Genomic DNA, 23,977 nt, shown 5'->3' with positions numbered 1-23,977 from the left:
GGGACCCCTCACCGAACAAGAAGACCAAACCCTGACCGAGGTCTACGTGCTGGCGGGAGTCCAAGACGCCGACGCCATCGGCTGGGGAGACACCTGGTGGATCAAGGACCACACCAAAATCCCCTGGCCCCACGTCCCCGCCAAGATCACCAGCGAAGTGCTGGCCACCATCAACCAGATCGTGAGCTGACATGACCGACATCCAACGTCCTCCCGCCGAGTTGCGCTGGGCCGACGAGTTGGCCCTGCTGCGCGAGCGGGACCGGGGCCGCCCCGTCGCCCCGGGCTGGCAGCTCTCCGCGCAGTCGGTGGTGGAGTTCGTGCTGGGCGACGGCAAGGAGATCACGCCGAAGTACGTGGGCCGTCGCTCCCTGGTGGAGCGCTGCGTGGTGTCGCTGGCCACGAACCGTGGGCTCATGCTCATCGGGGAGCCCGGCACCGCGAAGTCACTGCTGAGCGAACTGCTCGCCGCCGCGATCTCCGGCGACACCTCGCTCACCATCCAGGGCTCGGCCGCCACCACCGAGGACGCCATCAAGTACTCGTGGAACTACGCGTTGCTGCTGGCCGAGGGACCCACCCTGAAATCCCTCGTCCCGGCTCCGATCCACCGGGGCATGACTGAGGGCAAGGTGGTGCGCTTCGAGGAGATCACCCGCTGCGCCCCCGAGGTGCAGGACTCCCTGCTGTCGGTGCTCTCCGACCGCAGCCTCTCCATCCCGGAGCTCGACGCCGACCACCGCACCCTCCATGCCCGGCAGGGCTTCAACGTCATCGGCACCGCCAACACCCGCGACCGGGGCGTCAACGAGATGTCGGCGGCGCTGAAGCGTCGCTTCAACTTCGAGACCATCGGCCCCATCGAGGACCTGAAGGTGGAGATGGACCTGGTGGAACGGGAGACCGACCAGATGCTCAAGGCCGCCCAGATCCCGGCCCGGCTGGGGCAAGACGCCACCGAGGTCCTGGTGAAGGTGTTCCGGGAGCTGCGCTCCGGCAAGGCGGGGAAGGACGGGGTGGAGCGGCTCACCAGCGCGATGTCCACCGCCGAGGCGGTCTCGACGGGGATGTCAGCGGCGGTCCGGGCGGCCTGGTTCGGGGGTGAGACCCCGGGCGGCAAGGAACTGGCCGAGGCCATCGTCTCCTCCGCCGTCAAGGACGACCCCGACGACATCTCCAAACTCCGGGCCTACAAGGAACGCCAGGTCAGACACCGCCAGGGCATCTGGCAGGAGCTCTACCAGCACCTGCCGTGACGGTCACTCGGTGACGAAAATCCCCGCTGGTCGAGCCGCAAAGCGAGTTCCGAGCCCCTTTGGCGCCCCCCAGCGGTCTCGAACCGTCGCTTTTCCGACGTTTCACGACCGCCCTACCCGAGTGGTCGCGAAGCGCCGCGACTTCGGCTCGACCAGCGGATGGGAGTCACACCCCTGAACTTTCCGCTAGATTTTCGCGACCGGGGTTGACACACACGACATGCTCACTGAGCCTTGATCCAGGAGACATCCCGGTTCCCTCAGCATCCGAGAGGGGCGATCGATGAAGAGCAAGTTCACCAAGGGCCTCGTAGCGCTGCTGATGGGGTTGATCATGTTCCTCATGCCAGCAACGACCAACGCAGATCAGAGCGGAACCTCGTGGGAACAGGAGGCGACCTTCAGCGCAATCGCCTGTGCTGTTTGGAGGGATTGGTAGCAATGAAAAGCGCTCGGGGACAGTCACATCAGAAATGGAGACTTTGGCATGGTTCCCTGAAGGACCACCTCCGCTTCTATCGCCCCGATGCCACCAACTACGTCGTCCGAGGGGTCGGCATCTTCATCATCGTCGCGATCATGTATCCGCGTTCACGCTACCTCGGGGCAGCACTGATGGGAATCGGCTACGTCATCGCCGAGTTCCTCTCCTACTGCGTCGCCTTGGCGATCTACCATCGACGGCTGCGAAGGAAGTACCCCTGCCGCCCCGGGCCATGATGAGTCACACCGCGATCGGGGCCTTGATGACCGGGTGGGGGTCGTAGCCCTCCAGCTGGATGTCGGCCAGCTCGAAGGCGTCGATCCTCGTGACCTCCGGGTTGAGCACCAACCTCGGCAGGGCCCGGGGTTCCCGGCTCAGCTGCAGCTCCACCTGCTCGACGTGGTTGTGGTAGATGTGGGCATCGCCCAGGGTGTGGACGAACTCACCCACCCCCAGCCCCGTCACCTGGGCGACGAGATGCGTCAGCAGGGCGTAGGAGGCGATGTTGAACGGCACGCCGAGGAACACATCCGCCGAACGCTGGTACAGCTGGCAGCTGAGTCGGTCCTCGGCCACGTAGAACTGGAACAGCGCGTGACACGGCGGCAGGGCCATGTCGTCGACATCCCCGACATTCCAGGCCGAGACGATGTGCCGCCGGGAATCGGGATTGGTGCGGATGGACTCGATCACCTGGGTGATCTGATCGACGTTGCGCCCATCCGGGGTGGGCCAGGACCGCCACTGGTAGCCGTAGACCGGCCCGAGGTCGCCGTTCTCGTCGGCCCACTCGTCCCAGATGGTGATGTTGTTCTCGTGCAGCCAGGCGATGTTGGTCTCACCGCGCAGGAACCACAGCAGCTCCCCGAACACCGAGCGGGTGTGGACCTTCTTCGTCGTGAGCAGCGGGAACCCCTCCCGCAGGTCGAAACGCATCTGGTGCCCGAAGATGCTGCGGGTGCCGGTGCCGGTGCGGTCCGCCCGATCCACTCCCTCGGCCATGATGCGACGCAGCAGGTCGTGATAAACCCTCATCGCTCCTCACCCACCCAGGCCAGGAACTGTCGCACCGCCTGGCCGCGATGACTGATGGTGTCCTTCTCCCCGGGGCTCAGCTCCGCCGAGGTCCGGGTCTCGCCGTCGGGGATGAACAACGGGTCGTAGCCGAAACCCCCGGCACCTGCCTCGTCCTCGGCGATCCGTCCGGGCATCACCCCGTGCCACACCTCACGCCCACCGTCGGGCAGCACCAGGGCCAGCGCACAGACGAACCGGGCGCCTCGACGGTGTCTCGGTACCCCGTCGAGCTGCGCCAGCAGCAGCCGGTTGTTGGCCGCGTCGTCACCACCGGGTCCCGCCCAGCGAGCGGAACGCACCCCCGGCATCTGGTTCAGCTCGTCGACCTCCAGGCCGGAGTCGTCGGCCAGCGCGGGCAACCCGGTGTGACGGCACGCAGCCTCAGCCTTGATGAAGGCGTTGCCCTCGAAGGTGTGCTCGGTCTCCTCCGGCTCCGGGTAGGAGTCGAAATCCCCCAGCCCTCGCACCTGGAGCTCCAGCCCGGCCTCGGCCACCACGCGCTGCAGTTCCGCCAGCTTCTTGGCGTTGTTGGTGGCCAGCACCACGGTCTCGACGCGACTCATCGGCCCAGTGCCTCCTGCTGCAGTCGGGTCAGTTCCTCACATCCTGCCGCACCGAGGTCCAGCAGGGTGTTCAGCTCGTCACGGCTGAACGGCACCCCCTCGGCGGTGCCCTGCACCTCCACGAAGTCCCCGGACCCGGTCATCACGACGTTCATGTCGGTCCCGGCGTTCGAGTCCTCCTCGTAGGCCAGGTCCAGCATCGGCACCCCGTCGACGAAACCGACGGAGACCGCCGCCACCGAATCCTTGAGCGGCTCCCCCTGCAGGGCACCCAGCCCGCGCAGATGGGCCACGGCATCGGCCAGGGCGACGTAGGCGCCGGTGATGGCGGCGGTGCGGGTACCACCGTCGGCCTGCAGCACGTCACAGTCCAGCACGATGGTGTTCTCCCCCAGGGCACGGAAGTCGACGACGGCCCTGAGCGCCCGTCCGATGAGTCGGGAGATCTCATGGGTGCGGCCACCGAGCCTGCCCCGCACCGATTCCCGGTCGGAGCGGGTGTGGGTGGCGCGTGGCAGCATCGAGTACTCCGCGGTCACCCATCCGAGCCCGGAGTCGCGACGCCACCGGGGCACCCCGACGGTGACCGAGGCCGCCACCAGCACCCGGGTCCGCCCGAACTCCACGAGGACGGAGCCCTCGGCGTGATCCAGCCAGTTGCGGGTGATGCGGATGTCACGGAGTTGATCGGGCGCGCGGCCGTCGAGGCGAGTGGTCATGGGCCCAACCTATCCGGTTCAGGACAAAGGATGTGTCCGCCACTTCGTCTGGAGCGCATCCTCGATGAGCAGGGCGAGCCAGTCCAGCAGTGCCGCGGTGTCCGGGGAGTCATCAATCTGTTCCGGGGTGGCCTCCACCAGTCGATCGCCACTCCCGGTCAGCTCGACGTGCCACTGCACCCTGAGCGCGGACAGCACCTGCACCCACGCGTCGATGTGATCGAAAGGCACCTGCACGTGTCGGCGTTCCCCCTCACCCAGATCGGTGAGCACCACACGGGCCGCCTCGATCCGGTTGCGGGCCTGCCCCGCGACGGCCTGGCGACGGAACTCATCGGCAGCAGCCGCATCAGCCACCACCGGCGGGAAGAAGCGCTGGAAGTCCGGCTGCTCCGTCACGGTGCGGGCCGCACGTTCCCCTGCCTCCATCTCGGCCGCCAACTCCTCCAACGGGTCGTCGGAGATCACATCGGGCAGCAACAGTCCGAGGTCGTTGGCGTACCGCTGCACCAGGATCCGCAGCAACCGCCCCCGGCCCTCACTGGCGTGAAACACCCAGGAAGGCGTCACATCTGCTCCATCGTCGCCCACAGCGTGTAGTCCTGCATGGCCATCACGTCGCGTTCCATGGCCTCCTTGTTGCCCATCGAGACCACGGCCTTGCCCTCCTGATGCACCCGGAGCATCAGGGACTGGGCCTTGGAGACCGAGTAGCCGAAGTACTCACAGAACACGTGGGTGACATAGTCCATGAGGTTGACCGGGTCATCCCAGACGATCGTCACCCAGGCTCCCGTGGTCTGCTCGACCGGGGCGTCCAGGACCGCTACTCCTCCCTCGGGCTGCTCGTCGGCAGCGCGAGGGACACGGGGCGAGACGGATTCCATGGTCGTCATCGTACCCACCGCCCCAATGCGATGCCGCTTCTGGCGTCGTCCGGAGGGAATCTCTACTGTTGAGCCATGACGACAGCCCTGCTGACCGATCACTACGAACTGACCATGGTCCAGGCCGCCCTCGACGCGGGAACCGCGTGGCGGCACTCCCTGTTCGACCTGTTCACCCGACGTCTTCCGGAGGGACGCCGCTACGGTGTCATCGCCGGGCTCGGTCGGGCCCTGGAGGCCATCGACGACTTCCGGTTCGACGAGGCCACGCTCGCCTTCCTGCTGGAGCGCGGAATCATCCGCGAGAACCTCGCGGAATGGCTGGCCGACTACCGCTTCAACGGAGACATCTGGGGCTACCCGGAGGGCGAGGTCTACTTCCCCGGATCACCGGTGCTGTCCGTGGAGGGCAGTTTCGCGGAGGCCTGCCTGCTGGAGACGGTGCTGCTGTCGATCTACAACCACGACTCCGCCATCGCGGCGGCCGCATCCCGGATGACGGCGATGGCCGAGGGACGCCCCTGCGCCGAGATGGGCTCTCGTCGCACCCATGAGTGGGCCGCCGTCGGGGCCGCCCGGGCCGCCTACATCGCCGGGTTCTCCGCCACCTCCAACCTGGAGGCGGGACGCTCGTACGGCATCCCGACGATGGGCACCGCCGCCCACTCCTTCACCCTGCTCCACGACACCGAGGAGGACGCGTTCCGGGCCCAGCTCACCGCGCTCGGGGTGAACACCACGCTCCTGGTCGACACCTACGACGTCGATGCCGCGATCCGCAAGGGGGTGGAGCTGACCGAGGGCAGGCTGGGTGCGATCCGACTGGACTCCGGGGACCTGCCGATCATGGCCCGCCGGGCGCGCGACCTCCTGGACGACCTGGGAGCCACCGACACCCGGATCACGGTCACCTCGGATCTCGACGAATGGCAGATCGCCGCCCTGCGTGGCGCCCCCGTCGACGGTTTCGGGGTCGGCACCTCCCTGGTCACGGGTTCCGGTCATCCCACCTGTGGCTTCGTCTACAAGCTGGTGGCACGCGCCGACTCCGACGACCGCACCGCACCGATGGTGCCGGTCGGCAAGAAGTCGAAGGGGAAGAACACCCTGGGAGGCAGGAAGTTCGCGATGCGTCGCCTGGGCGAGGACGGCCGCGCGGAGGCCGAGATCATCGGACTGGGTACCCCACCGGTGAACGACGGCAACGACCGTGACCTCCTGGTGGATCTGGTGCGTGACGGGGTGCGTGTCGCCGAGTTCTCCCTCGAGGACGCCCGTACCCGGCATGCCGAGTCCCTGGCGGAGCTGCCCCTGTCGGCATTGCGGATCAGCAGAGGCGACCCGGCCATCGAGACGATCATCCTCGACGGCTCGGGCACCCAGACCACGAACCCGTACCAGGCCGCACCCCGTCCGGCCAATCTGTGACCCGGGTAGCATCTAGGCCGTGTTGCGTACTGCTTGGGATGGCACCGAGGACTGCCCCCGCTTCGAGATCCACTCCCCGATCCTGGAGAAAGAGCTGATCCGGCTGCCCTACGTCGGGGTCCTCCCCGATGGCCGCCCGATCCGTTTCGAGGAACAGATCACTCTCCCGGCTGCCCCCGAGAAGGCCCCGGCCAAAGTCGTCAAGGCGCTGCTCCGGTTGCTGTCGTTGGCCGCGTCACCGAGCTACTACAAGGCCTTCACCCCGTGTGTGGTCGTGGTGCCGGACGGGCTCACCGGTCCGGAACACGATTTCCTCACCGCCGTCATCTCCGGTGGCCTGGGAGAGTTCGCCTACACCAATGACCTTCCTGAGGCGCTGCACCCGGAGATCCTGAGCCCACGCCTGCAGGATCGCTGGCAGCGGGGGGTCGCCTCGGATCGCCCCATCTCGCGGACCCTGGTCCCGGTGGGGGGCGGGAAGGACTCCATCGTCACCATCGAGGCACTGCGTGACTCCGGGGTGGATGTGCACCTCATCGCGGTGAACCCGAAGCGCCCCCAGCACGACACGGCGCGGGTGGCCGGGCGGCCGCTGCACGAGGTGACACGCCAGATCGACCCGCGCCTGCTGGAGTTGAACGCGGAGGGGGTTCCGAACGGGCACGTCCCCGTCACCGCCATCAACTCGCTCATCTCGTTGCTGACCGCGGTGGCGACCGGCTGCGATGCGGTGGTGTTCAGCAATGAGGCCAGCGCATCCTTCGGCAACGTCGAGTGGCAGGGGCAGGTGGTCAACCACCAGTGGAGCAAGGGGATCGGTTTCGAGACCCTGCTGCGGGACGTGCTGCCCGCCGAGGGACCCACCTATTTCTCCCTGCTGCGGCCCCTCACCGAGCTCAGGGTGGCGCGTCGGTTCGCCGAACACCGCAGCTACCATCCGATCTTCACCAGCTGCAACCGCGCCTACCGCATGGCCGCCGGTGACGGGGCGACGTGGTGCGGGGACTGCCCGAAGTGCCGCTTCGTGTTCCTGATCCTGGCCCCGTTCCTGCCGCGTGAGGAGCTGCTCGACATCTGGGGCGGCAAGGACCTGCTGGCCGACGGGTCCCAGCAAGACGGTTTCGTCGATCTGCTGGGGGCCGAGGGCACCCTCAAACCTTTCGAGTGCGTCGGCGAACCCGACGAGTGCCGGGTCGCGCTGACCCTGCTGCGGGAGCATCCGGACTGGGCCGGGCATCCGGCGCTGACCGCCCCCGGTCTGGCCGGGGTCGCTGCCAGCCAGGTGGAGCTGGAGCGGGTGTTCGCCTGGCAGAGCGACGAACACTGCCTGCCGGAGCGCTTCGAGGAGGTCGCTCGTGCGGTTTGAGGATCTTCACCACCGACGGGTCGTCGTGTGGGGGGCGGGGCGTGAGGGCCTCGCTGCCATGGAGGAGCTGACCACTCGCGGAATCGAGGCGACGGTGGCGGTCACCGGTTCCGGCACCCTCCCGGAGGGGCTGCCCGGGGCATCCGGTCAGGCGGGCCTCGAGGCCCTGCTGGGCGCTGACGTGGTGGTGAAGTCCCCGGGCATCCCGAAGACCTCCGAGGAGTTCCGACGGCTGACTGCGGCCGGGGTGCGGCTCACCTCGCTGTCGGATCTGTGGCTGGGGGTCAACCGGGCCCGGGTGATCGGGGTGACGGGGACCAAGGGCAAGTCCACCACCTCGATGGTCACGAGCCACATCCTTGCAACGCTCGGCTGGGACTCGCGGCTGGTCGGCAATGTCGGCACCGCGGTGACCGGTGTGTTGCGTGAGGATCAGGTGGCGGTGATGGAGGTCTCCAGCTATCAGGCCTCCTCCCTGACGACCTCCCCCCGGGTCGCCGTGGTCACGTCCTTGTTCCCCGAGCACCTGCCCTGGCACGGCGGTCTCGAGGCCTACCGGGACGACAAGTTCAACCTCCTCGCCCATGATCCCGAGGTCGTGGTGGTCTCAGACCTGCAGCCCGAACTGCGGGAGCGAGCCGCGTTGGTCGCCCCGCGGGCCAAACTGTTGACCCCGGCCGGGCTCGGGCTCCACGTCACCGCTGAGAGCATCATCTGGCAGGGGGTGGGCGAACTCAGCTCCGATGAGTTGCCGCTGCGTGGCCGCCACAACGTGGGCAACGCCGCGCTGGCCCTTGCCGCGGCGACGGCTTGGTGTGGCGACGATCTCGACGCGTCCACGGCGTTGGGCTCCCTCAAGGAGGTCCAGCCGTTGGAGCACCGGCTGCAGGTGGTGCCGTCGAACGACGGCCGCACCTGGGTGGATGACAGCCTGGCCACCAACCCACAGGCGGTGACTGCGGCCCTCACCACGTATCCGGACTCTCCCGTCGTGCTGATCCTGGGCGGCTCGGAGCGGGATCTGCCGTTCGGCCCCCTGATCGACTTCCTGGCCTCACGTGAGGCCCCGACGCAGGTGCTGACCATCGGTCCGGCCGGACATCGTTTCGCCGACGAGGCCGACGGCCGGATCCCGGGTCTCGTCAAGGCGGACGGTTTCGCCGATGCGATGCGGCGGGCCCGCACCAGCACCCTCACCGACGCCGTCGTGCTGCTGTCACCGTGCGCCCCGAGCTTCGACGAGTTCACCGACTACCGGGACCGCTCCAAGGCCTTCCGGGACGCAGCCCTGGCCTGATCCTCGTCACCTGGTGCAAAATCCGTTTTCTCGGCGACGTCGCCCGCCCGGGAGGCGGCCTGTGCAGGCCCTGTTGCCTGTTCGCCCGACATCATCACAGAGGTGAGCCGGGCATCGGGGTGACGCTGCGAGACGGTGAGACCGTCTGGTCCTCGAGTTGGCCGTCAAAGGATGCTCGGTCGGCAGGAACCAGTCCCAGGTGGTTCGAGAAACCGTGAAGAAGGACGGTGAGATCCTCCTGCCCCGTCCGGACCGGTTCGACGCCTCGGACCCTGACCGGATGCTCCAGACCCACCTTGAGCAGATCTCGGCCGATCAGGAGTCGCTCCATCGCGGACCATTGCGCCAAGGTGAGACACTTCCATCCCGTGCCGCAGATCATCCGCACCCCTCGGGCTGGCAGGGCTGTTCAGCACCAAGGAGTTCGGCAGCACCATGATCGCCGAGGTGAGCGGAACGCCGAAACGGACACGGGAAGCATGGCTGCGTCGCATGGCGACCGCCCTCAAGGCGGCCGTGCCCTCCCTGCTGGCCCTGATCGCCCTGGTCGTCGTGAAAGGGCACTCCGACGGCCACCACCCGGTTTCACCGCGTGAGAAGTCACTGACGGAGATCCCTGCGAATCCCCTGTTTCTGCTTCGGATCGTCCACACCATGACAGAGGCCTGGCTCATGGCCGATGCCGAGGGATCCGCCTCCTGAGTCCGACGTCGTGAACCGTCGCCTCTTCGGCCCTCAGTGGTTGCGGATCGCTGCGGCCACCCGGGTGGGAAGTTCTGCGGTGAAGATGTCCTCCAACCGGATCACCTCACCCGTGGCGTCACCGAGCGGGACCCGCCAGTTGGGGTACTCGTTCATCGTTCCCGGCTGGTTCTGGGTGCGTCTCTCACCCACGGCGTCCGCCAGGGCCGCGACCAGGACCTTGGCGCGGGTCAGCCCCAGGTAGCGGTGCAGGGCCAGCATGACCTCGACCGGGTCCTCGGCCTGGTCCGGGGCCAGGACCCCGAACTCGATGAGCCGGGCCACCCACATCTCCCGTTCCCCACGGGCCGCCGCGAGTTCGTCGGCCAACGGCTCGGTGAGGATGCCCAGCTCGTGGCGCAACTCGACGTGGCCGCCCTCGAGGTAGCCCACCGTCGGGGGCAGGTCGTGGGTGGTCACCGAGGCCATCGAGTACTCCCGCCAGTTCTCGGGTGCCTGGAGGTTCCCCTCCCGGTCGTACTCCCACCACATCACCCCGGTGCCGAGGATGCCCCGTCGGGCCAGGTACTGCCTGACCCACGGCTCGACGGTGCCGAGGTCCTCCCCCACCACCAGCGCCTGCGCCCGGTGGGCCTCCAGGGCAAGGATCCCGATCGTCGCGTCGTGGTCGTAGCGGACGTAGGTCCCACCCGCCGGGCCGAGCCCCTGCGGCACCCACCACAACCGGAACAGTCCGATGATGTGGTCGATCCGCAGGCCTCCGACGCGGTGCAGTGCGGCACGCACCATCTCGCGGAAGGGTTCGTAGGCCAGTTCCTCGAGACGGCGGGGGTTCCACGGTGGCTGCCCCCAGTCCTGACCGGCCTGGTTGTACTGGTCCGGGGGTGCCCCGACGGTGACCCCGGATGCGTAGACGTCACGCATCAGCCAGGTCTCGGCGCTGGAGACGCTGACACCCACCGCCAGGTCTGCCAGCACTCCGAGCGCCATCCCGGCCTCCTCGGTGGCCGTCTGAGCGGCGGACAGCTGCTGCTGTGCCGTCCACTGCAGCCAGGCGAAGAACTCGACGCGTTCCGCATGGCTGGTCGCGAAGTCCCGGGTCTCCTCGGAGTGGGGATCCTGCAGTGGCTCGGGCCAGTTCCGCCAGTCCACCCCGTGGTGCTCGCACAGCACGCTCCACGTCGCGAAGTCGCGCAGGGCAGCCCCCGAGCGACGCTTGAAGGTGGTGAAGGACAGTTCGCGTGCCGGACGTCGCCTGACCTGGAAGATGGTCCACAACGCGGCCTTCTTCGCCTCCCAGATGGCGTCCCGGTCGATGGAGAGCCCATCACCCCGCACGGATTTCCGGGCGGCCTTGATCGCCGCCGTCGCCCCCTTGTCCAGATCCACGTACTCCGGGATCGCCTCGGGCCTGATGTAGAGCGGGCTCAGGAATCGCCTGCTGGCCGGGAGGTACGGTGACGGCTCGATGGGAGCCACCGGCTGGGCGGCGTGCAGCGGGTTGACCAGCACGAAACCGGCCCCCTGCTCCCCCCCGGCCCAGGTCCCCAGATCGGCCAGATCCTGGAAGTCCCCCATCCCCCACGAGCGCTTCGAGGTGAGGCTGTACAGCTGGGTGGCGTACCCCCAGACCCGGTTGTCCTGCATCCGCTCCGGGAAACCGACGAAGGTGGGGACCACGATGACGCTGGCCTGGAACTCGCCCTCCACACCGCGGATCTGCACCCGGTGGTAGCCGAGCGGCAGGTCGGCACCGAAACCGAAGGTCGCCTCGCCACGCCACCTGCCCCGGACCTCGCGGTCCGGGGTCCAGTTCTCCAGCTGCTGTCCAGCACGTACCTGACCGTTCTCCAGCACCAGATGCACCTCCACCCCGGTTCCGGCCGGAACGTGGACGTCGACGGTGACCTCGTGTCCCTGCTCCACGACGGTGCAGGGTTTCACCACTCGAAGCCAGGCCTCGGCCTCCAGCTGTTCCAGTGCGGCCCGGCAGGCCTCGTCGGTGTCGGCCTCGATGCCCATCGCAGCCAGCACGGCGACGACGGTCTCACGCGAGATGACGGTGTGGTTGCCTTTCCAGTCCCAGAATTCACGGGCGATCCCGACCTGCTCGGCCAGCTGGTGCAGATCATTCGACAGCGGGGTCAACGGGGGCTCCTCAAGGTTGGGGTCTTGACCACGACGGTGCCTGCCACCATGTCGTGGAGGGTCTGTTTCCTGGCGGTGAACAACGGCATCAGATAGCTGACCAGGGCCACGGGCAGGAGGAGCCCGATGGAGAGCACCTCCTGCCCCACGGCCCGCATCACGGACTTGATCGCATCCGGTCTGCTCGCCGTCGGCTGCAGCGCCGGCACCACTCTCAACCGGAGGAGCATCTTGCCCACGGTGGCGCCACGCCAGGCGACGAAGGCCGTCCGGTAGAGCACCGTCACCCCTGCCGTGGCCAGACCGGCACGGTTGAGGGCCTCCATCGCCGAGGTGGGTTCAGGGGGCAGCTGGGTCCGCCCTGACGCAGTGACGAGGTAGACCTGTCGGAACCACTCCGCGATGGCGTCGATGGCCCCGGGGGCCAGCCACTGCAGGATCAGGTAGCCGGGAATCGCCAGCAGCACCATGTCGACGACGAGGGCCGCGGCCCGGGCCCACCAGCCAGCCGGGGTGAACTGTGTCCGGAGCCCCGGCCCCGGCTCATCGCTGCGCGTGGAGGCCCGGGTCACGTGCGACCACGAGGAACCGTCCCAATAACGTTCGGCCCCACTGCCCGCCGGGTCGGGGTACCAACCGGCGGGTGGTTGCGTCGAGGCGTAGTCCATGGCCCCAAGGATGCCATTGCCCACTCATCGGCCGCCAGCGGGGACCTCGTCCCGGATGGGTCCGGTCCGAAGGGACAGACCGAGGGCCGTCACGATGGCGAGCAGCAGCACCAGGAAGACCCATCCCAGCGATGGCAGCCCTCTCGCCAGCAGTCCGGCGTGGACGGCTCCGGCGGCGGCGGTCAGCAGCGAGTTGCCCAGGGTCTCCGAGACCTGGAGGGCACTGGAGTTGCGGCCCTGTTCCTGTGGGCTCGACAGCGCCATGGTCGCCACTGCGGTGCTGGCCATCATCAACCCCATGCCGCATCCGGCGATGGCCCACGCGAACACCGCGACGACGATCGGTACCCATGTCCATACCATGAATGTGGTGAGCCCGGCGATTCCGAGCACGCCGAGACCTGTGCCGAGTGTGATGATCTGGTCGCGTCGCAGGCGCAGCCAGGACCTCGACTGGAGCCAGGAGCCGCAGCTCCACCCGAGTGAACCGATGGTCAGCGCCACCCCGGCCTGCAGCCCGTTCAGTCCTCGCAGGTCCTGGAGCCCCACCAGCAGGAAGGCCTCGGCCGCGAAGAAGGCCCCGGCCTGCAGGGCACGTGTGGCAGCCATCGGTCCCAGCCCCTGCCGCAGGGAACGCACCCGCTCCGGCAGCACGGCTGGCACCGCGATCAGCAGCCCGAGCACCGCCGCCACGCCGGAGGCGATGCTCCAGGGCAGGGGCAGGATGCCGGTCAGCTGCAGCAGTGCCGGACTGACGGAGACCACCGCCACCGCCCAGGCGGGGTTGCGGGTCCTGCCCTCGGCGGGTTGAAATCCCGCCTGGAGACGTTTGACCTGCGGGGTCATCAGGAGGGCTGCGGCCATCAGGATCGGGATGCCGAGCACGAAGACCAGCCGCCAGTTGACCTGGACGAGCAGGGCCGAGATCGGGGGACCGACGAAGGCGGGCAGCACCCAGCACAGGCTGAGCCACGACATCACCGTCGGGCGTCGCGACCCGGGGAAGCCCAGGGCGATCACCACGAACAGGGACAGGTTCATCGCACCCCCACCCAGACCCTGGAGGATTCTGGCTCCGATGAGGGTGGGGACGTCGATGGCCACCATGGCGCCCACCAACCCGAGCAGGAACAGCGCGAAGCCGACGGTCATGGGGCGCAAGGGGCCTCGCCGGTCGGCGTAGGGGCCTGCGACCAGCAGTGACAGGAGCATGCCCATCACCATCCCGGAGAAGGCCCATGCGTAGTGCGCCTCGCCGTCGAGTGCCCGCATCACGTCGGGTAGTGCGGCGACGACCCCCACCATCTGGAAGGCGACCCCGAACACCGCCAGCAGGATGCCGATGAGCAGCCCTGATCTGCTGTCAGGTTCTGTCTTGTCCTGGTCCACGGTTCTAGAATCCTGTTCCATGAGTGAGCTTGCCCCCGGTTCCCAGACCGTCCTCGATGAGCGCACCGAACTGCGTGACTCGGACGACCATGAACGTTTCAGTCATTACGTCCCGAAGGACAAACTCGTCAAGGCGATGGTCACCGGCACCCCCGTCGTGGCGCTCTGCGGGAAGGTGTGGGTGCCTTCCCGCAACCCCGAGAAGTTCCCGGTGTGCCCGGAGTGCAAGGAGATCTGGCAGTCCCTGCAGCCCGGGAAACCCGAGGAGTGACGTAGGAGTCAGTACCGGTAGTGGTCCGGTTTGAACGGACCGCTCACCGGTACCCCGATGTAGTCGGCCTGTGCCTGACTGAGGGTGGTCAGCTCCACCCCGAGGGAGGCCAGGTGCAGACGTGCCACCTCCTCGTCCAGGTGCTTCGGCAGCACGTACACGCCAGGCGGGTACTCGGCGGTGCGGGTGAACAGCTCGATCTGGGCCAGAACCTGGTTGGTGAAGGAGTTGCTCATCACGAACGACGGATGGCCGGTGGCGTTGCCCAGGTTGAGGAGTCGGCCCTCGCTGAGGACGATGACGGCATGGCCGTCGGGGTAGACCCACTTGGCGACCTGCGGCTTGATCTCGACCTTCGTCACATCGCTGCGCGCCTCCAGCCCGGCCATGTCGATCTCGTTGTCGAAGTGGCCGATGTTGCCGACGATGGCCTGGTGCTTCATCCGGGCCATGTGCGACTCCATGATGATGTCGCGGTTCCCCGTCGCCGTGATGAAGATGTCCCCCTGCTCCACCACGGAGTCCAGCGTCGCCACCTGGAAGCCGTCCATCGCAGCCTGCAGGGCACAGATGGGGTCGATCTCGGTGACGATGACCCGGGCACCCTGGCCACGCAGTGACTCGGCACAGCCCTTGCCGACGTCACCGTAGCCACACACCACCGCGACCTTGCCGCCGATCAGGACATCGGTGGCGCGGTTGATGCCGTCGACGAGTGAGTGGCGGCAGCCGTACTTGTTGTCGAACTTCGACTTCGTCACGGAATCGTTGACGTTGATGGCCCCGAACAGCAGTGTGCCGTCGCGGTGCATCTCGTGGAGCCGGTGGACACCGGTGGTGGTTTCCTCCGTGACGCCGAGGATCCCGGCTGCCAGGGCCTCGAAGTCGAGCTGGCCAAGGCACTCCCGCAACGTCGCCTTGACGACGCGGGCCTCGGCCGAGTCCTCCGGGGCGTCATCGGGCACGCGTCCGGCCCGCTGCGCCGCAACCCCGTCATGGACGAACATGGTGGCGTCGCCGCCGTCATCAAGGATCAGATTCGGCGCGGAACCGGGCCACTCGAGGATCTGTCGGGTGCACCACCAGTACTCCTCCAGCGTCTCCCCCTTCCACGCGAAGACCGGGACCCCACGGGGGTCATCCGGGGTGCCGTCCGGCCCGACGACGACCGCGGCGGCCGCATGGTCCTGGGTGGAGAAGATGTTGCAGGAGGCCCATCTCACCTCGGCGCCGAGTGCCACGAGGGTCTCGATGAGAACCGCGGTCTGCACCGTCATGTGCAGTGACCCGGCGATCCTCGCCCCGGCGAGCGGTTTCGTGTCGCCGAAGCGCCGTCGCATCTCCATGAGGCCCGGCATCTCGTGCTCGGCGAGAGTGATCTCCTCACGCCCGTACGGGGCGAGGCTGAGGTCGGCTACGCGGAAGTCAGTCACGCCGGGGAGTCTACGCCACCGCACCACCTGCCGACGTCATCGCTGGTATGGTCGCGGTGTCCGGACGACGCCGACAGGAAGCGAGACCACCATGGAGTGGCCGGAATTCGAGAAAAAGCTGTTCGATCAGCTCGTCACCCTCCCCGAGAGAACCATCTGCATCATCGGGCTCGGGGAGCAGCAACGGCCCTACGTCCAGTTCGCCGGCATCCACGCCTTCCCGAACAACAACATGACCATCGTGTGTGGCTTCGAGGATGAGAGCCCTGAGCGGCGGTTCACCCCGGAGGAGAGGGCCTTCTTCGTCGAGTGCAACTTCGAACGTCACGATGAGGACCCGAGCTACTGGGAGCAGGAGGTGGCGTGGCCGCCCAGCGGGCAGGCCCTGTTGAAGGTGGTCAGGGGTTTTCTGGCCCGGCTGCGGGACATCGAGGGGGTTGCCTCGCCTGATGAGCTGACCTACAGGTCGTGGCGGGCTGCGGGCTACGGCATCGGTCGGTTCCGTGAGATGACGTACCCGGCGGACCATGACCTCACCCTGCGCAGGTTGGGGCTGAGGAGGATCGAGTCCTGACCGAGGGGTTGACCGTCCACTCCGACGGCTGGGGAGAGAAGCTGCGGTTCTTCGACTCCGCTGCCTCCCATCTCGCCCTGACCCGCCCGGTCCGGGCCTTCCTCGACGAGGCCGGGCGCGCGCGGTGCCGCCCCCAGCTCCGCACCCGTCACGGCTCCCATCTCAGCTGGTTTCTCGCCGACGAGATGCGACGGCGGGGGGCGAGGTGGTTGGTGCTCGGTCCCGATGGGCTGGATTACGACGCGCATTCGGGGTTGCCCGTCGAGGCCCCTCCCGGTTCCCGGGCTGCCCGGCTTCCAGTCGAGGATGCGCCCCTGCCGAGGTGTCCGGCGTTGACCTTCGACGTGAAGATCCGGGATTCGGCGAGCCATGGCACCACCTGTGGTCGTGTCGCGGAGTTCATGGTCGCAGCACTGGGGGGTGGCCAGCTCACCGTCATGGACACCGCTGAGCCGCTCGGGCAGCCCTGGTCCACATCGGGGCTCACCTCGCGGCTGCGTTCCGAGATGCCGCTCAGCCGTCGGCACCTGGCCCGCTCGACGGACGGCGCCGTCGCCAGCATCCAGGTCAAACGCACCCGGCAGGGGATCGCGGAGCACAGTCGGGGTGTCGTGCCCCTCACCCGGTTGCAGGGGATCGATCCGGCTCTGGCCCACGTGGTGGAGGAAGCCCTGATGGCCCTGAACTCACGGTTTCGGGTCACCATGGCCAGCGCCACCGTGACCACCGTCGAGATGTCGAAGGGGCGCCTCGGGGTCTCCGCCCGCCCCCGGCTGCCGGAACTGCCGATGGCCCTGCTGATCGGACCTGCATTGTTGTCCGGTCTGGGTCTGGATCTCGAGGACGCCAGGAAACGGTTCAATGCCATCGCTGTCGGCCCGGCCAAGGTGCCTGCGCTGTATCTTCCGCTGGCCGATGATCCCGGTCGATACCAGCGCTTCGCGGAGCACGTCGACGGTGAGGTGTTCCGCGATGTCCTGCGGGAGGCCGTTGAGTGGGATGCACCGGAGGAGAGAGGGTGAGTCCGTGACCATCGAGAAGATTCTCATCACAACGGTTGAACCGACCTTCGAGGGGATCGTGACCGCGCTGGCCGCCTTCGTCCCCGACGGCGCGCTGCTCGGAGACTTCTTCCCCATCACCCTGCTCTCAGGAGACGACGAGCTGTGGTTCACGATTCATGCCCCGCGACATCTCGAGGTCGACGCTGAGGCCCGTCTGTTGCTGGAGGATCCGCCCGCCCGCATCACGTGGTGGACCGAGGTCGCTCTGCCAACCTGGAATCCCGAACCGGGCCTGGTGATCCTGAAGCATCTGGCCGAGTACCTCGACGGCACTGTGCACGACCGGGAGGGCGAGCCAACGGCCTGATCCCCCGTCGGCACGCCGGGAGGGGATCAGCGAAGGCATCGGATGCCCTGACCCGAGGTCCACCCTCCCTGCCCCACCCTCCATGACCGCGATCCGTGCTCCTGATGGTTTCGCCTGCCTTGCCTCGGGTTCGCCTGTCCTGGGTGAGGCTCGCCTGCCTTGACGGCGGCTCGCCTGTCTTGTTTGGCAGGCGTTTTGAAAGAAGGCAGGCGTTTCCGATCCAAGGCAGGCGAACCCGCCGTAAGGCAGGCGAATCAGTGCACTCCTACGGGCAACCGCGATTCTGCGCTGATCGATCCATACCACGATTCCCCGCTGGTCGAGGCCGACCGTGAGCGTGAGCGAGCAGTCCGGCTCGAGACCTCCGACACACGGTGCTGCAACTCAAGTTGGGCCGGAATCCCGCCAGGTCTCGACACGGGTCCTTCGCAAGCTCCGGCCCCGGCTCGACCAGCGGAGGGAGTCACCACCGCTCCTCCGTCCAGTCAGACGTGGTGAAATAACAGGCAATCAAGGTAGGTTTCAGATAAATCTCGACATACCCCTGCTCATGCAGCTTCCAGATCAACGTCGACGGATCCGTCATCACACTCCACGGCTCACCCCACACCGCACAAAACGCCTCCACATATCTGGGCCACCAATCCACCACCACCACATTCCCAGCAAAATCCTCCCTCCAATTCCTCACCAGATCGAAGTTGACGTTATACAACTTGCCGGTTTCGTCATTACCCGAGGCCAAAATAATCTGGGCATCCCCCCCGCCCTCATACCTGTACCGGGATTCGATATTCGTGGGCTCCCACCCGAACTCCGCCGCCAATCCTGGGATGTCCTCCATCCTGACCGGAGCAGGCAACCCCGCCAGGCGCTCGATCCAGGTCCGGGCCGTCTCAAAGGAAATGTGCCTCAAGACGTCACCCCATCCTTCTCCACTGGTCGAGCCGGACCGCGAGCGTCAGCAAGCAGTCCGTGTGGAAACCCGCAGCGAACGGGTACTGGGACTCGAGTTGGGCCGGAATCCCGCCAAGTCTCGACACGGGCCCTCCGCAAGCTCCGACCCCGGCTCGACCAGCGGAGGGAATCACCACCGCTCCTCCGTTCTGTCCATCGACACGAACCTACAGGTAAGGCAGTCGGGCCACACCGTCAACTCAGCATAACCCTGCTCATGCAATTTCCAGATGAAATCAATCATGTCGACATCCGTCATCACACTCCACGGCTCACCCCACACCCCGCAAAAAGCCTCCACATACCTGGGCAAGAAATCCACCACCGCCACATTCTCCGACAGATCCTCACCCCAACTCCTAACCAGATCAAAGCTCACTTTGAAAAGATTTCCACTCTCATCATCCCCTATGACCAAAACAACTTGGGGCTCCCGCCCTTCCTCATACCTGTACCGAGATTCGAAATTCGTGGGCTGCCACCCGAACTCCGCCGCCAACCCCGGGATGTCCTCCATCCTCACCGGAGCAGGCAACCCCGCCAGACGCTCGATCCAACCCCGGGCCGTCTCAAAGGAAATATGTCTCAAGGCCTCAACCTCCCCCACTGGTCGAGCCGGACCGCGAGCACCAGCAAGCAGTCCGCATCGAAACCCGCAGCGAACGGCGCTGGGACTCCATTCGGACGGAAATCACCACCGCTCCTCCGTCCAGTCAGACGTGGTGAAATAACAGGCAATCAAAGTAGGTTTCAGATAAATCTCAGCATACCCCTGCTCATGCAGCTTCCAGATCAACGTGGATGGATCCGTCATCACACTCCACGGCTCACCCCACACCCCACAAAACGCCTCCACAAAACGGGGAAAGAAATCCACCACCGCCACATTCCCCAGCAGATCCTCACCCCAATTCCTTACCAGACCAAAGCGCACTTTGAAAAGAGCTCCACTTTCACCATCCCCCGAGACCAGAACAAACCGAGACTCCCCCCCCTCCTCATACCTGTACCGGGATTCGAAATTCGTGGGCTCCCACCCGAACTCCGCCGCCAACCCCGGAATGTCACCCATCCTCACCGGAGCAGGCAACCCCGCCAGACGCTCAATCCAGGTCCGGGCTGTCTCAAAGGAAAGGTGTCTCACAGCTGTCTCCTACTCGGTGATGAGCTCGAAGGTGTCCCCGCCATCCCAGCGGAGGCGCACTTCCGACCCGAGGTTGAATTCCCCGGCACGAAGCGTACCGTCCGGCCGGGCATTGACGAACTGGTAGCGCACCACCACCTCGCCCCGACGCAGCGCATCGAAGAACCCGGGATGCTCCCCGGCGTCGCGCAGCGCGGTGAGCCGCTCAGCCAGGCGGGGATCACCCTTGCCGGAGAGCAGGTCCTGCAGGTAGGGCAGCGTGCCCTGCTGGGCCCCGCCACGCGACCCCAGCTTCGGGCTGTTGCCACCCTTGTTCTCGTCGAAGGCGATCTCATAGCGTTCCGGCCGGGAGGCCTGTTTGGTGGGCGGTTCGATGTCCGGGCCGCTGATCCCCACCTGGTCCAAGGTCCCCGATCCCGGGGAGGCATGGCTGCCCGGGGAACCACCGGTCTCCCCCAGGATCACCCTGCGCCCCTGATCCTCAAGGGTCAGGTGGCCACCACGGTCCCCCGCCCACTCCGAGGCCTTCTGCAGCTTCAGTTCCGCCTTTCCAGCATCCTCGAGCAGCTTCTGGTGATGTTCCAATGCCTTGTACTCGGCATCGGTCAGGTTCGGGGTATCAAGTTGCTCGTCAAGTGCGCTGGCAAGGGTGCTGTACCCCCTGGAGTCGACATCGACCTCGGGATCGACCCGGGCCAGCCACTCCCGGGCGAACTCCAGGGACTCCTTGGCCGCCGCCCGCGCCTTGCGGGTGGCGCTGCGGATCTCCTCCCAGGCGCTGGCGGCCTGCTTGAACTCGGCCTGTCGGGCCGCATCGGCCCAGTCCCGCGCCGCCGGGGCCTGGGTCCAGTCGTGGTGGTGGACGATCCTCGCGTCCCCGGCGTAGGGATCCTCGGCGAACTTCGCCCCGTCCACCGAGGAGCGCAGCTTGCCCTGCGTGTCCCGGAAGGTGCCCTCCGGGTCGCTGGCGTAGTGGCTGCGCCCATCCCCTCGATCCTCCGGCAACGGCTTGCCGTTCTCATCGACGATCAACGGGTTCCCGTGCCGATCCCGACGCACCGGGTCAGCCGGTTCCGGCAGGTCGGGCCCCTCCGGTATGGGGCGACGTGGCGGCTCCGCATCCCCCGACCAGTCAGCGGCCCGACGGGGAACCCCGTCCTCACCCCCACCGTGACTCCTCCTGGACCCACCACGGGCCAGATCCTCATCGACCACCGTCTCCACCAGACCATGCGAGCCCCAACGCCCCGGTGAACGACCACCCCCGCCGACGTCGGCCCCCGCCACGGCGGCCCTTCCCCAGCCATTGCCGCTGACCTGGTCCAGCCCCTGTGCCACCTGGGTCGCCAATCTCCGCAACTTGTCATCCAGCGGGCCCATGACCTGGTCCCAACCCGCTCGCCCAAGGCTGCGCAACCGCTGTCCGACACGGACCAACGGCTGCCTCGCCCGGTCCAGCCCGGCACCGACGATCCCCAGCACAGGATGCACCCCGGCAGGTGCCGGTGCCCTTCCCCGGGTCACCCGGCGGATCATCCTGCCAAGACCAAAGATCGGTATGACCCCGGTCACCGTCTTCGCCCCAGCCCGGTGGGGGTCCTCCTCATAGGCGTGCCAGCCGTTCCCACCCTCCAAGTAGGTCTGATGATCCCATTGAGCCCCCTCACCCCAGGCCGTGATGAGCTTGTTCATGTCTGACCTGTACTCATCACTCGGGTTGAGGGACAACAACTCCTGCGGCGTGCCCGCTGCCACCTTCACATGTGTCCACGCGAAGTCCCCGACCCCGGCCCAGGCGTTCCTGAAATTCTCCCAGCTGTGGTTCCCGTACTCGTCATAACCAGCCAGGGCATCGACGCCCTCCACGAACTCCACCACGTTGTCCCGAGCGCCGTACCACCACGACTCAAAGAAGTTGCGTGGCGCAGGTTCCCCCGGAGCCCCCCACGGATACTCCTTGAGTTTGTCGAACTCCTCCGGCAGTCCCGGCGATGGAGCCAGGCACTCCATCGCCCCGTCGAGGCCGATCAACCGCAACGCATCCTCACAGGCCGTGATCTCATCGACCACCTGACGGTGCAGCTGGTTGTACCTGGCCAGCAGATCCTGGTTCGTCGCGACCGCCTCGTGATCGACCCGCCATCCCTCACCCCCGGGATACTCCTCCAGAATCCTGGAACGAAACGCACGTGCGTCGTCCTCCACGGCCTTCAGACGCGGCTTGATGATCTGCAACGCCTCCGCGTACTTCAACAGTGGTCTCGAGGCCTTCAGCAGATCCTCCCTGATCCGCGCAGCCGCCACCGTCGCCGGATCCATGATCGCGTAGACAGCCTCCTGCTCGGGGGACTCGTAGACATTCCGCAAGCCGTTCCAGACCTTGTCCACCCCATGGGCCTTCCGAAGGATCTCCAGGCCCATCCGGGCCAGTTCCTCACCGGCCTGCTCCACGGCCTCCGGGTCCAGCCCGAAGGAGCGGCAGATGAACTCGTCCGGATTGATCAGCCCCTCGTCACTCACGGCGTCTCCTCCCCTGCCTGTGCCGCCAACCCCTCGAAGAAGGTGAAGTTCCCGCTCTCTGCCGCCCGGAGCATCTCGCCCTCCACGGCCGACGCCCGGGTGGCCCGCACCGACGCGTCCATCTCCTGCTGAGCATCGAGATAGGTGTTCGCAGCAGCCGTGACCCCCACGATCCCGGCATCCACGTGGTTGACGATCGCGTGGAAGTTCTCCTCGTGGGCCTGCAGGATCCTTCCCACCGCGTCCGGGATACCGGCCGACAGGGCAGGACACCACGTCAGACCCGCGGTCACCACATCCAGGGAGTCCGGACCCATCGCCGTCGACAACTCACCCCGGGCCGCCTCGGCACTCTCCAGCACCGCCTGCACCCCGGCCGGGTTGATCTTCCACTCACTCACCTGCAGCCGCCCTCTCATTCGCCCTCGGGACCGTGCCACTCTCGCACAGCACACCAGGACGCGCCACAGGATTGACGCTTCCCGCCAAAAGGATGACACCGACCGCCCGGGTCAGGTCACCGTGCCACGCCCGACACCGAGATAGGCAGCGGCGTAGCGTCCCTGCTGCAGCAGGTTGACGTAACGCTCCACATCCAGGGCCCCCAGCTCCGCATCCCCAGAGCTGATCCGGCACACCCGCACCCCGATGGCCTCGGCCACCCGGGTCAGCCGCTGCGCGGCATCCGCGACGTCGGCGGGCCCCAGATCCGCATCCAGCAGCAGCAGACTCGGCCGAATCTCGGCCTGTCCCTCGACGGGATCGTTGAAGACATCCCGCGGCGGGGTACCACGCAGCACCGCCTCCAACTCATCCGCATCCGCGGCCAGGGCGACCCGCCCCCCGAACCGCCGCAGTGCCTCCGCGATCCGACGGGAGGCCCGCCCAGCCAGGGCGGTGCCACCCCAGATCAACGGGAAGGAGTCGGCCAACCCGATGGCCAGGTCCTTGCCGGGGTTGTCCCCGATCGGTCGCGACGGGGAACACATCGCCGCCACGCTGTCCGCCGCCGCGGCCACCAGCTCCACGTCGACACGCGGCCCGAGCTCCAACTGCCCCAGCAACGCCAGCACCGCGACCGCCGCGGCCATCGGGTCGTCGGCCGGGGTGGGAAGCCGGGTGGTGAGGGACCCGGTTCCCGCCGCAGCGAGTGCTGAATCCGCCGGGGCCGCGACGATCACCGTCGATCCGCGTCGCACCGCCTCGCCCACGCAACGGACCTGCCAGGCGTGGGCGTCATGGGAGCCGAGCGCGATCACCAGGTCGAGCGGCCCCACCCAGGCCGGCAGCGCCGGTCCCGGCCAGGCCATGAACGGCACCGGGCAGGCCGGTTCCAGCACCGCCCGGACCAGCCGGGCCTCCGCACCCAGGACCAGCACCCCACGGGGTCGGTCGGCCCGGGTGAGCCGCCCCACCGGCTCGGTGCCGGCAGCACGCCGGATCCGGGCACCGGCCGTGGCCAACCACCACAGCTCCTCCACCGCCTCGAGGCCATCGGCCTCCAGCCGGGAGTCATCGAACCACGTCTCGGACATCGCCACCTACCGGGTGCTGCGGGCCTGGTCGATGACCAGGACGGGGATGCGATCCTTGACCGGATAGGCCAGACCACAGGTGGCGGCGGTGCAGACCAGCTCGGAGCGGTCGTAGTCGACGGCGAACTTCGAGTGGCAGGCCGGGCAGGCGGCGATCGACAGGAATTCGGGGGACAGGTCCATGGGGC

General features: G+C 67.2%; 28 protein-coding genes. 11 read left to right on the top strand and 17 right to left on the bottom strand.

The features are described 5' to 3' along the window. From EII34_RS16030 to EII34_RS16025, 3 genes are all read left to right on the top strand, one after another. Positions 1–190, top strand: a 190-nt coding sequence (locus tag EII34_RS16030; RefSeq protein WP_185711320.1) for a hypothetical protein, incomplete at its 5' end; no start/stop codon positions are given. A gap of 1 nt (position 191) precedes the next feature. Next, positions 192–1,256 carry an ATP-binding protein gene (locus tag EII34_RS11865; protein WP_124845373.1) on the top strand — a complete coding sequence of 355 codons (1,065 nt, stop codon included), beginning with the start codon at positions 192–194 and terminating at the stop codon, positions 1,254–1,256. Between the two features lie 579 nt (positions 1,257–1,835). Beyond that, positions 1,836–1,976 carry a hypothetical protein gene (locus EII34_RS16025; protein ID WP_185711319.1) on the top strand — a complete coding sequence of 47 codons (141 nt, stop codon included), beginning with the start codon at positions 1,836–1,838 and terminating at the stop codon, positions 1,974–1,976. A gap of 4 nt (positions 1,977–1,980) precedes the next feature. On the opposite strand, the gene EII34_RS11860 is transcribed toward EII34_RS16025, so the two are convergent. From EII34_RS11860 to clpS, 5 genes are read right to left on the bottom strand one after another with little or no spacing between them, the layout of a single operon-like run. Further along, positions 1,981–2,775, bottom strand: coding sequence for a thymidylate synthase (locus tag EII34_RS11860; RefSeq protein WP_124845372.1), 795 nt, complete (start codon positions 2,773–2,775; stop codon positions 1,981–1,983). Further along, positions 2,772–3,380: an RdgB/HAM1 family non-canonical purine NTP pyrophosphatase gene (gene rdgB, locus EII34_RS11855; RefSeq protein ID WP_124845371.1), complete on the bottom strand. Its 609-nt coding sequence runs from the start codon at positions 3,378–3,380 to the stop codon at positions 2,772–2,774. The genes EII34_RS11860 and rdgB overlap by 4 nt, the downstream gene beginning before the upstream one ends. Further along, a complete protein-coding gene (rph, locus tag EII34_RS11850; protein ID WP_124845370.1) occupies positions 3,377–4,099 on the bottom strand; it encodes a ribonuclease PH in 723 nt (240 codons plus the stop codon). The genes rdgB and rph overlap by 4 nt, the downstream gene beginning before the upstream one ends. An 18-nt stretch (positions 4,100–4,117) precedes the next feature. Continuing rightward, positions 4,118–4,669, bottom strand: coding sequence for a DUF2017 family protein (locus EII34_RS11845; RefSeq protein WP_185711318.1), 552 nt, complete (start codon positions 4,667–4,669; stop codon positions 4,118–4,120). Then, positions 4,666–4,986 carry an ATP-dependent Clp protease adapter ClpS gene (clpS, locus tag EII34_RS11840; RefSeq protein ID WP_124845368.1) on the bottom strand — a complete coding sequence of 107 codons (321 nt, stop codon included), beginning with the start codon at positions 4,984–4,986 and terminating at the stop codon, positions 4,666–4,668. The genes EII34_RS11845 and clpS overlap by 4 nt, the downstream gene beginning before the upstream one ends. Before the next feature lie 75 nt (positions 4,987–5,061). On the opposite strand from clpS, the gene EII34_RS11835 reads away from it, so the two are divergent. Genes EII34_RS11835 through murD form a run of 3 tightly spaced genes read left to right on the top strand, consistent with a single transcriptional unit; the run spans position 5,062 to position 9,077 of the window. Continuing rightward, on the top strand, positions 5,062–6,414 hold the full coding sequence (locus tag EII34_RS11835; RefSeq protein WP_124845367.1) for a nicotinate phosphoribosyltransferase: 1,353 nt from the start codon (positions 5,062–5,064) through the stop codon (positions 6,412–6,414). 19 nt (positions 6,415–6,433) lie between these two features. Beyond that, on the top strand, positions 6,434–7,780 hold the full coding sequence (locus tag EII34_RS11830) for a hypothetical protein (protein WP_124845366.1): 1,347 nt from the start codon (positions 6,434–6,436) through the stop codon (positions 7,778–7,780). Then, the gene (murD, locus tag EII34_RS11825; protein WP_124845365.1) at positions 7,770–9,077 is read left to right on the top strand and encodes a UDP-N-acetylmuramoyl-L-alanine--D-glutamate ligase; all 1,308 of its coding nucleotides are present in this window, start codon (positions 7,770–7,772) and stop codon (positions 9,075–9,077) included. The genes EII34_RS11830 and murD overlap by 11 nt, the downstream gene beginning before the upstream one ends. 94 nt (positions 9,078–9,171) lie before the next feature. Here the strand turns inward: murD and EII34_RS11820 are convergent, their stop codons facing one another. After that, entirely contained in the window at positions 9,172–9,408 is a 237-nt protein-coding gene (locus tag EII34_RS11820; RefSeq protein WP_124845364.1) for a hypothetical protein, read from the bottom strand. A 104-nt stretch (positions 9,409–9,512) separates the two neighbouring features. On the opposite strand from EII34_RS11820, the gene EII34_RS11815 reads away from it, so the two are divergent. After that, a complete protein-coding gene (locus EII34_RS11815) occupies positions 9,513–9,779 on the top strand; it encodes a hypothetical protein (protein ID WP_124845363.1) in 267 nt (88 codons plus the stop codon). 33 nt (positions 9,780–9,812) lie between these two features. Here the strand turns inward: EII34_RS11815 and malQ are convergent, their stop codons facing one another. Genes malQ through EII34_RS11800 form a run of 3 tightly spaced genes read right to left on the bottom strand, consistent with a single transcriptional unit; the run spans position 9,813 to position 13,984 of the window. Beyond that, complete coding sequence (gene malQ, locus EII34_RS11810) at positions 9,813–11,927, bottom strand: 4-alpha-glucanotransferase (protein WP_124845362.1); 2,115 nt, start codon at positions 11,925–11,927, stop codon at positions 9,813–9,815. After that, positions 11,924–12,595 (bottom strand): RDD family protein, encoded by a 672-nt coding sequence (locus tag EII34_RS11805; RefSeq protein WP_124845384.1) that lies wholly within the window; start codon positions 12,593–12,595, stop codon positions 11,924–11,926. The genes malQ and EII34_RS11805 overlap by 4 nt, the downstream gene beginning before the upstream one ends. A gap of 24 nt (positions 12,596–12,619) precedes the next feature. Further along, positions 12,620–13,984, bottom strand: a complete 1,365-nt coding sequence (locus EII34_RS11800; protein WP_185711317.1) for an MFS transporter — start codon at positions 13,982–13,984, stop codon at positions 12,620–12,622. Between the two features lie 19 nt (positions 13,985–14,003). Between EII34_RS11800 and EII34_RS11795 the strand changes: the two genes are divergently transcribed. After that, positions 14,004–14,255 (top strand): DUF3039 domain-containing protein, encoded by a 252-nt coding sequence (locus tag EII34_RS11795; RefSeq protein WP_124845360.1) that lies wholly within the window; start codon positions 14,004–14,006, stop codon positions 14,253–14,255. A gap of 8 nt (positions 14,256–14,263) precedes the next feature. On the opposite strand, the gene ahcY is transcribed toward EII34_RS11795, so the two are convergent. Further along, a complete protein-coding gene (gene ahcY, locus EII34_RS11790; RefSeq protein WP_221620288.1) occupies positions 14,264–15,688 on the bottom strand; it encodes an adenosylhomocysteinase in 1,425 nt (474 codons plus the stop codon). A gap of 91 nt (positions 15,689–15,779) precedes the next feature. On the opposite strand from ahcY, the gene EII34_RS11785 reads away from it, so the two are divergent. Genes EII34_RS11785 through EII34_RS11775 form a run of 3 tightly spaced genes read left to right on the top strand, consistent with a single transcriptional unit; the run spans position 15,780 to position 17,633 of the window. Further along, the gene (locus EII34_RS11785; protein WP_124845358.1) at positions 15,780–16,262 is read left to right on the top strand and encodes a TY-Chap domain-containing protein; all 483 of its coding nucleotides are present in this window, start codon (positions 15,780–15,782) and stop codon (positions 16,260–16,262) included. 8 nt (positions 16,263–16,270) lie between these two features. Next, positions 16,271–17,284, top strand: a complete 1,014-nt coding sequence (locus tag EII34_RS11780; protein ID WP_124845357.1) for a DUF6177 family protein — start codon at positions 16,271–16,273, stop codon at positions 17,282–17,284. Positions 17,285–17,288: 4 nt separating this feature from the next. After that, complete coding sequence (locus EII34_RS11775) at positions 17,289–17,633, top strand: hypothetical protein (protein ID WP_124845356.1); 345 nt, start codon at positions 17,289–17,291, stop codon at positions 17,631–17,633. 463 nt (positions 17,634–18,096) lie between these two features. Here the strand turns inward: EII34_RS11775 and EII34_RS11770 are convergent, their stop codons facing one another. The 7 genes from EII34_RS11770 to EII34_RS11740 form a co-directional block, all read right to left on the bottom strand. After that, the gene (locus tag EII34_RS11770) at positions 18,097–18,549 is read right to left on the bottom strand and encodes a DUF6301 family protein (protein ID WP_124845355.1); all 453 of its coding nucleotides are present in this window, start codon (positions 18,547–18,549) and stop codon (positions 18,097–18,099) included. Positions 18,550–18,720: 171 nt separating this feature from the next. Next, complete coding sequence (locus EII34_RS11765; RefSeq protein ID WP_124845354.1) at positions 18,721–19,113, bottom strand: DUF6301 family protein; 393 nt, start codon at positions 19,111–19,113, stop codon at positions 18,721–18,723. Between the two features lie 168 nt (positions 19,114–19,281). After that, entirely contained in the window at positions 19,282–19,734 is a 453-nt protein-coding gene (locus EII34_RS11760) for a DUF6301 family protein (protein ID WP_124845353.1), read from the bottom strand. A 9-nt stretch (positions 19,735–19,743) separates the two neighbouring features. Further along, positions 19,744–22,254 (bottom strand): hypothetical protein, encoded by a 2,511-nt coding sequence (locus tag EII34_RS11755; RefSeq protein WP_124845352.1) that lies wholly within the window; start codon positions 22,252–22,254, stop codon positions 19,744–19,746. Then, positions 22,251–22,655 carry a DUF6507 family protein gene (locus tag EII34_RS11750; protein ID WP_124845351.1) on the bottom strand — a complete coding sequence of 135 codons (405 nt, stop codon included), beginning with the start codon at positions 22,653–22,655 and terminating at the stop codon, positions 22,251–22,253. Before EII34_RS11750 ends, EII34_RS11755 begins: the two co-directional genes overlap by 4 nt. 111 nt (positions 22,656–22,766) lie before the next feature. Further along, the gene (locus tag EII34_RS11745; RefSeq protein ID WP_124845350.1) at positions 22,767–23,789 is read right to left on the bottom strand and encodes a phosphoheptose isomerase family protein; all 1,023 of its coding nucleotides are present in this window, start codon (positions 23,787–23,789) and stop codon (positions 22,767–22,769) included. 6 nt (positions 23,790–23,795) lie between these two features. Then, positions 23,796–23,972, bottom strand: coding sequence for a Trm112 family protein (locus tag EII34_RS11740; protein ID WP_124845383.1), 177 nt, complete (start codon positions 23,970–23,972; stop codon positions 23,796–23,798). Positions 23,973–23,977: the final 5 nt, after the last annotated feature.

Origin of the sequence: Arachnia propionica (assembly GCF_003859805.1) — a bacterium.
Taxonomy (GTDB): Bacteria; Actinomycetota; Actinomycetes; order Propionibacteriales; family Propionibacteriaceae; genus Arachnia; species Arachnia propionica_C.
Note: the sequence above shows the minus strand (reverse complement) of the source record. Positions and strands in the feature narration are given on the sequence as shown.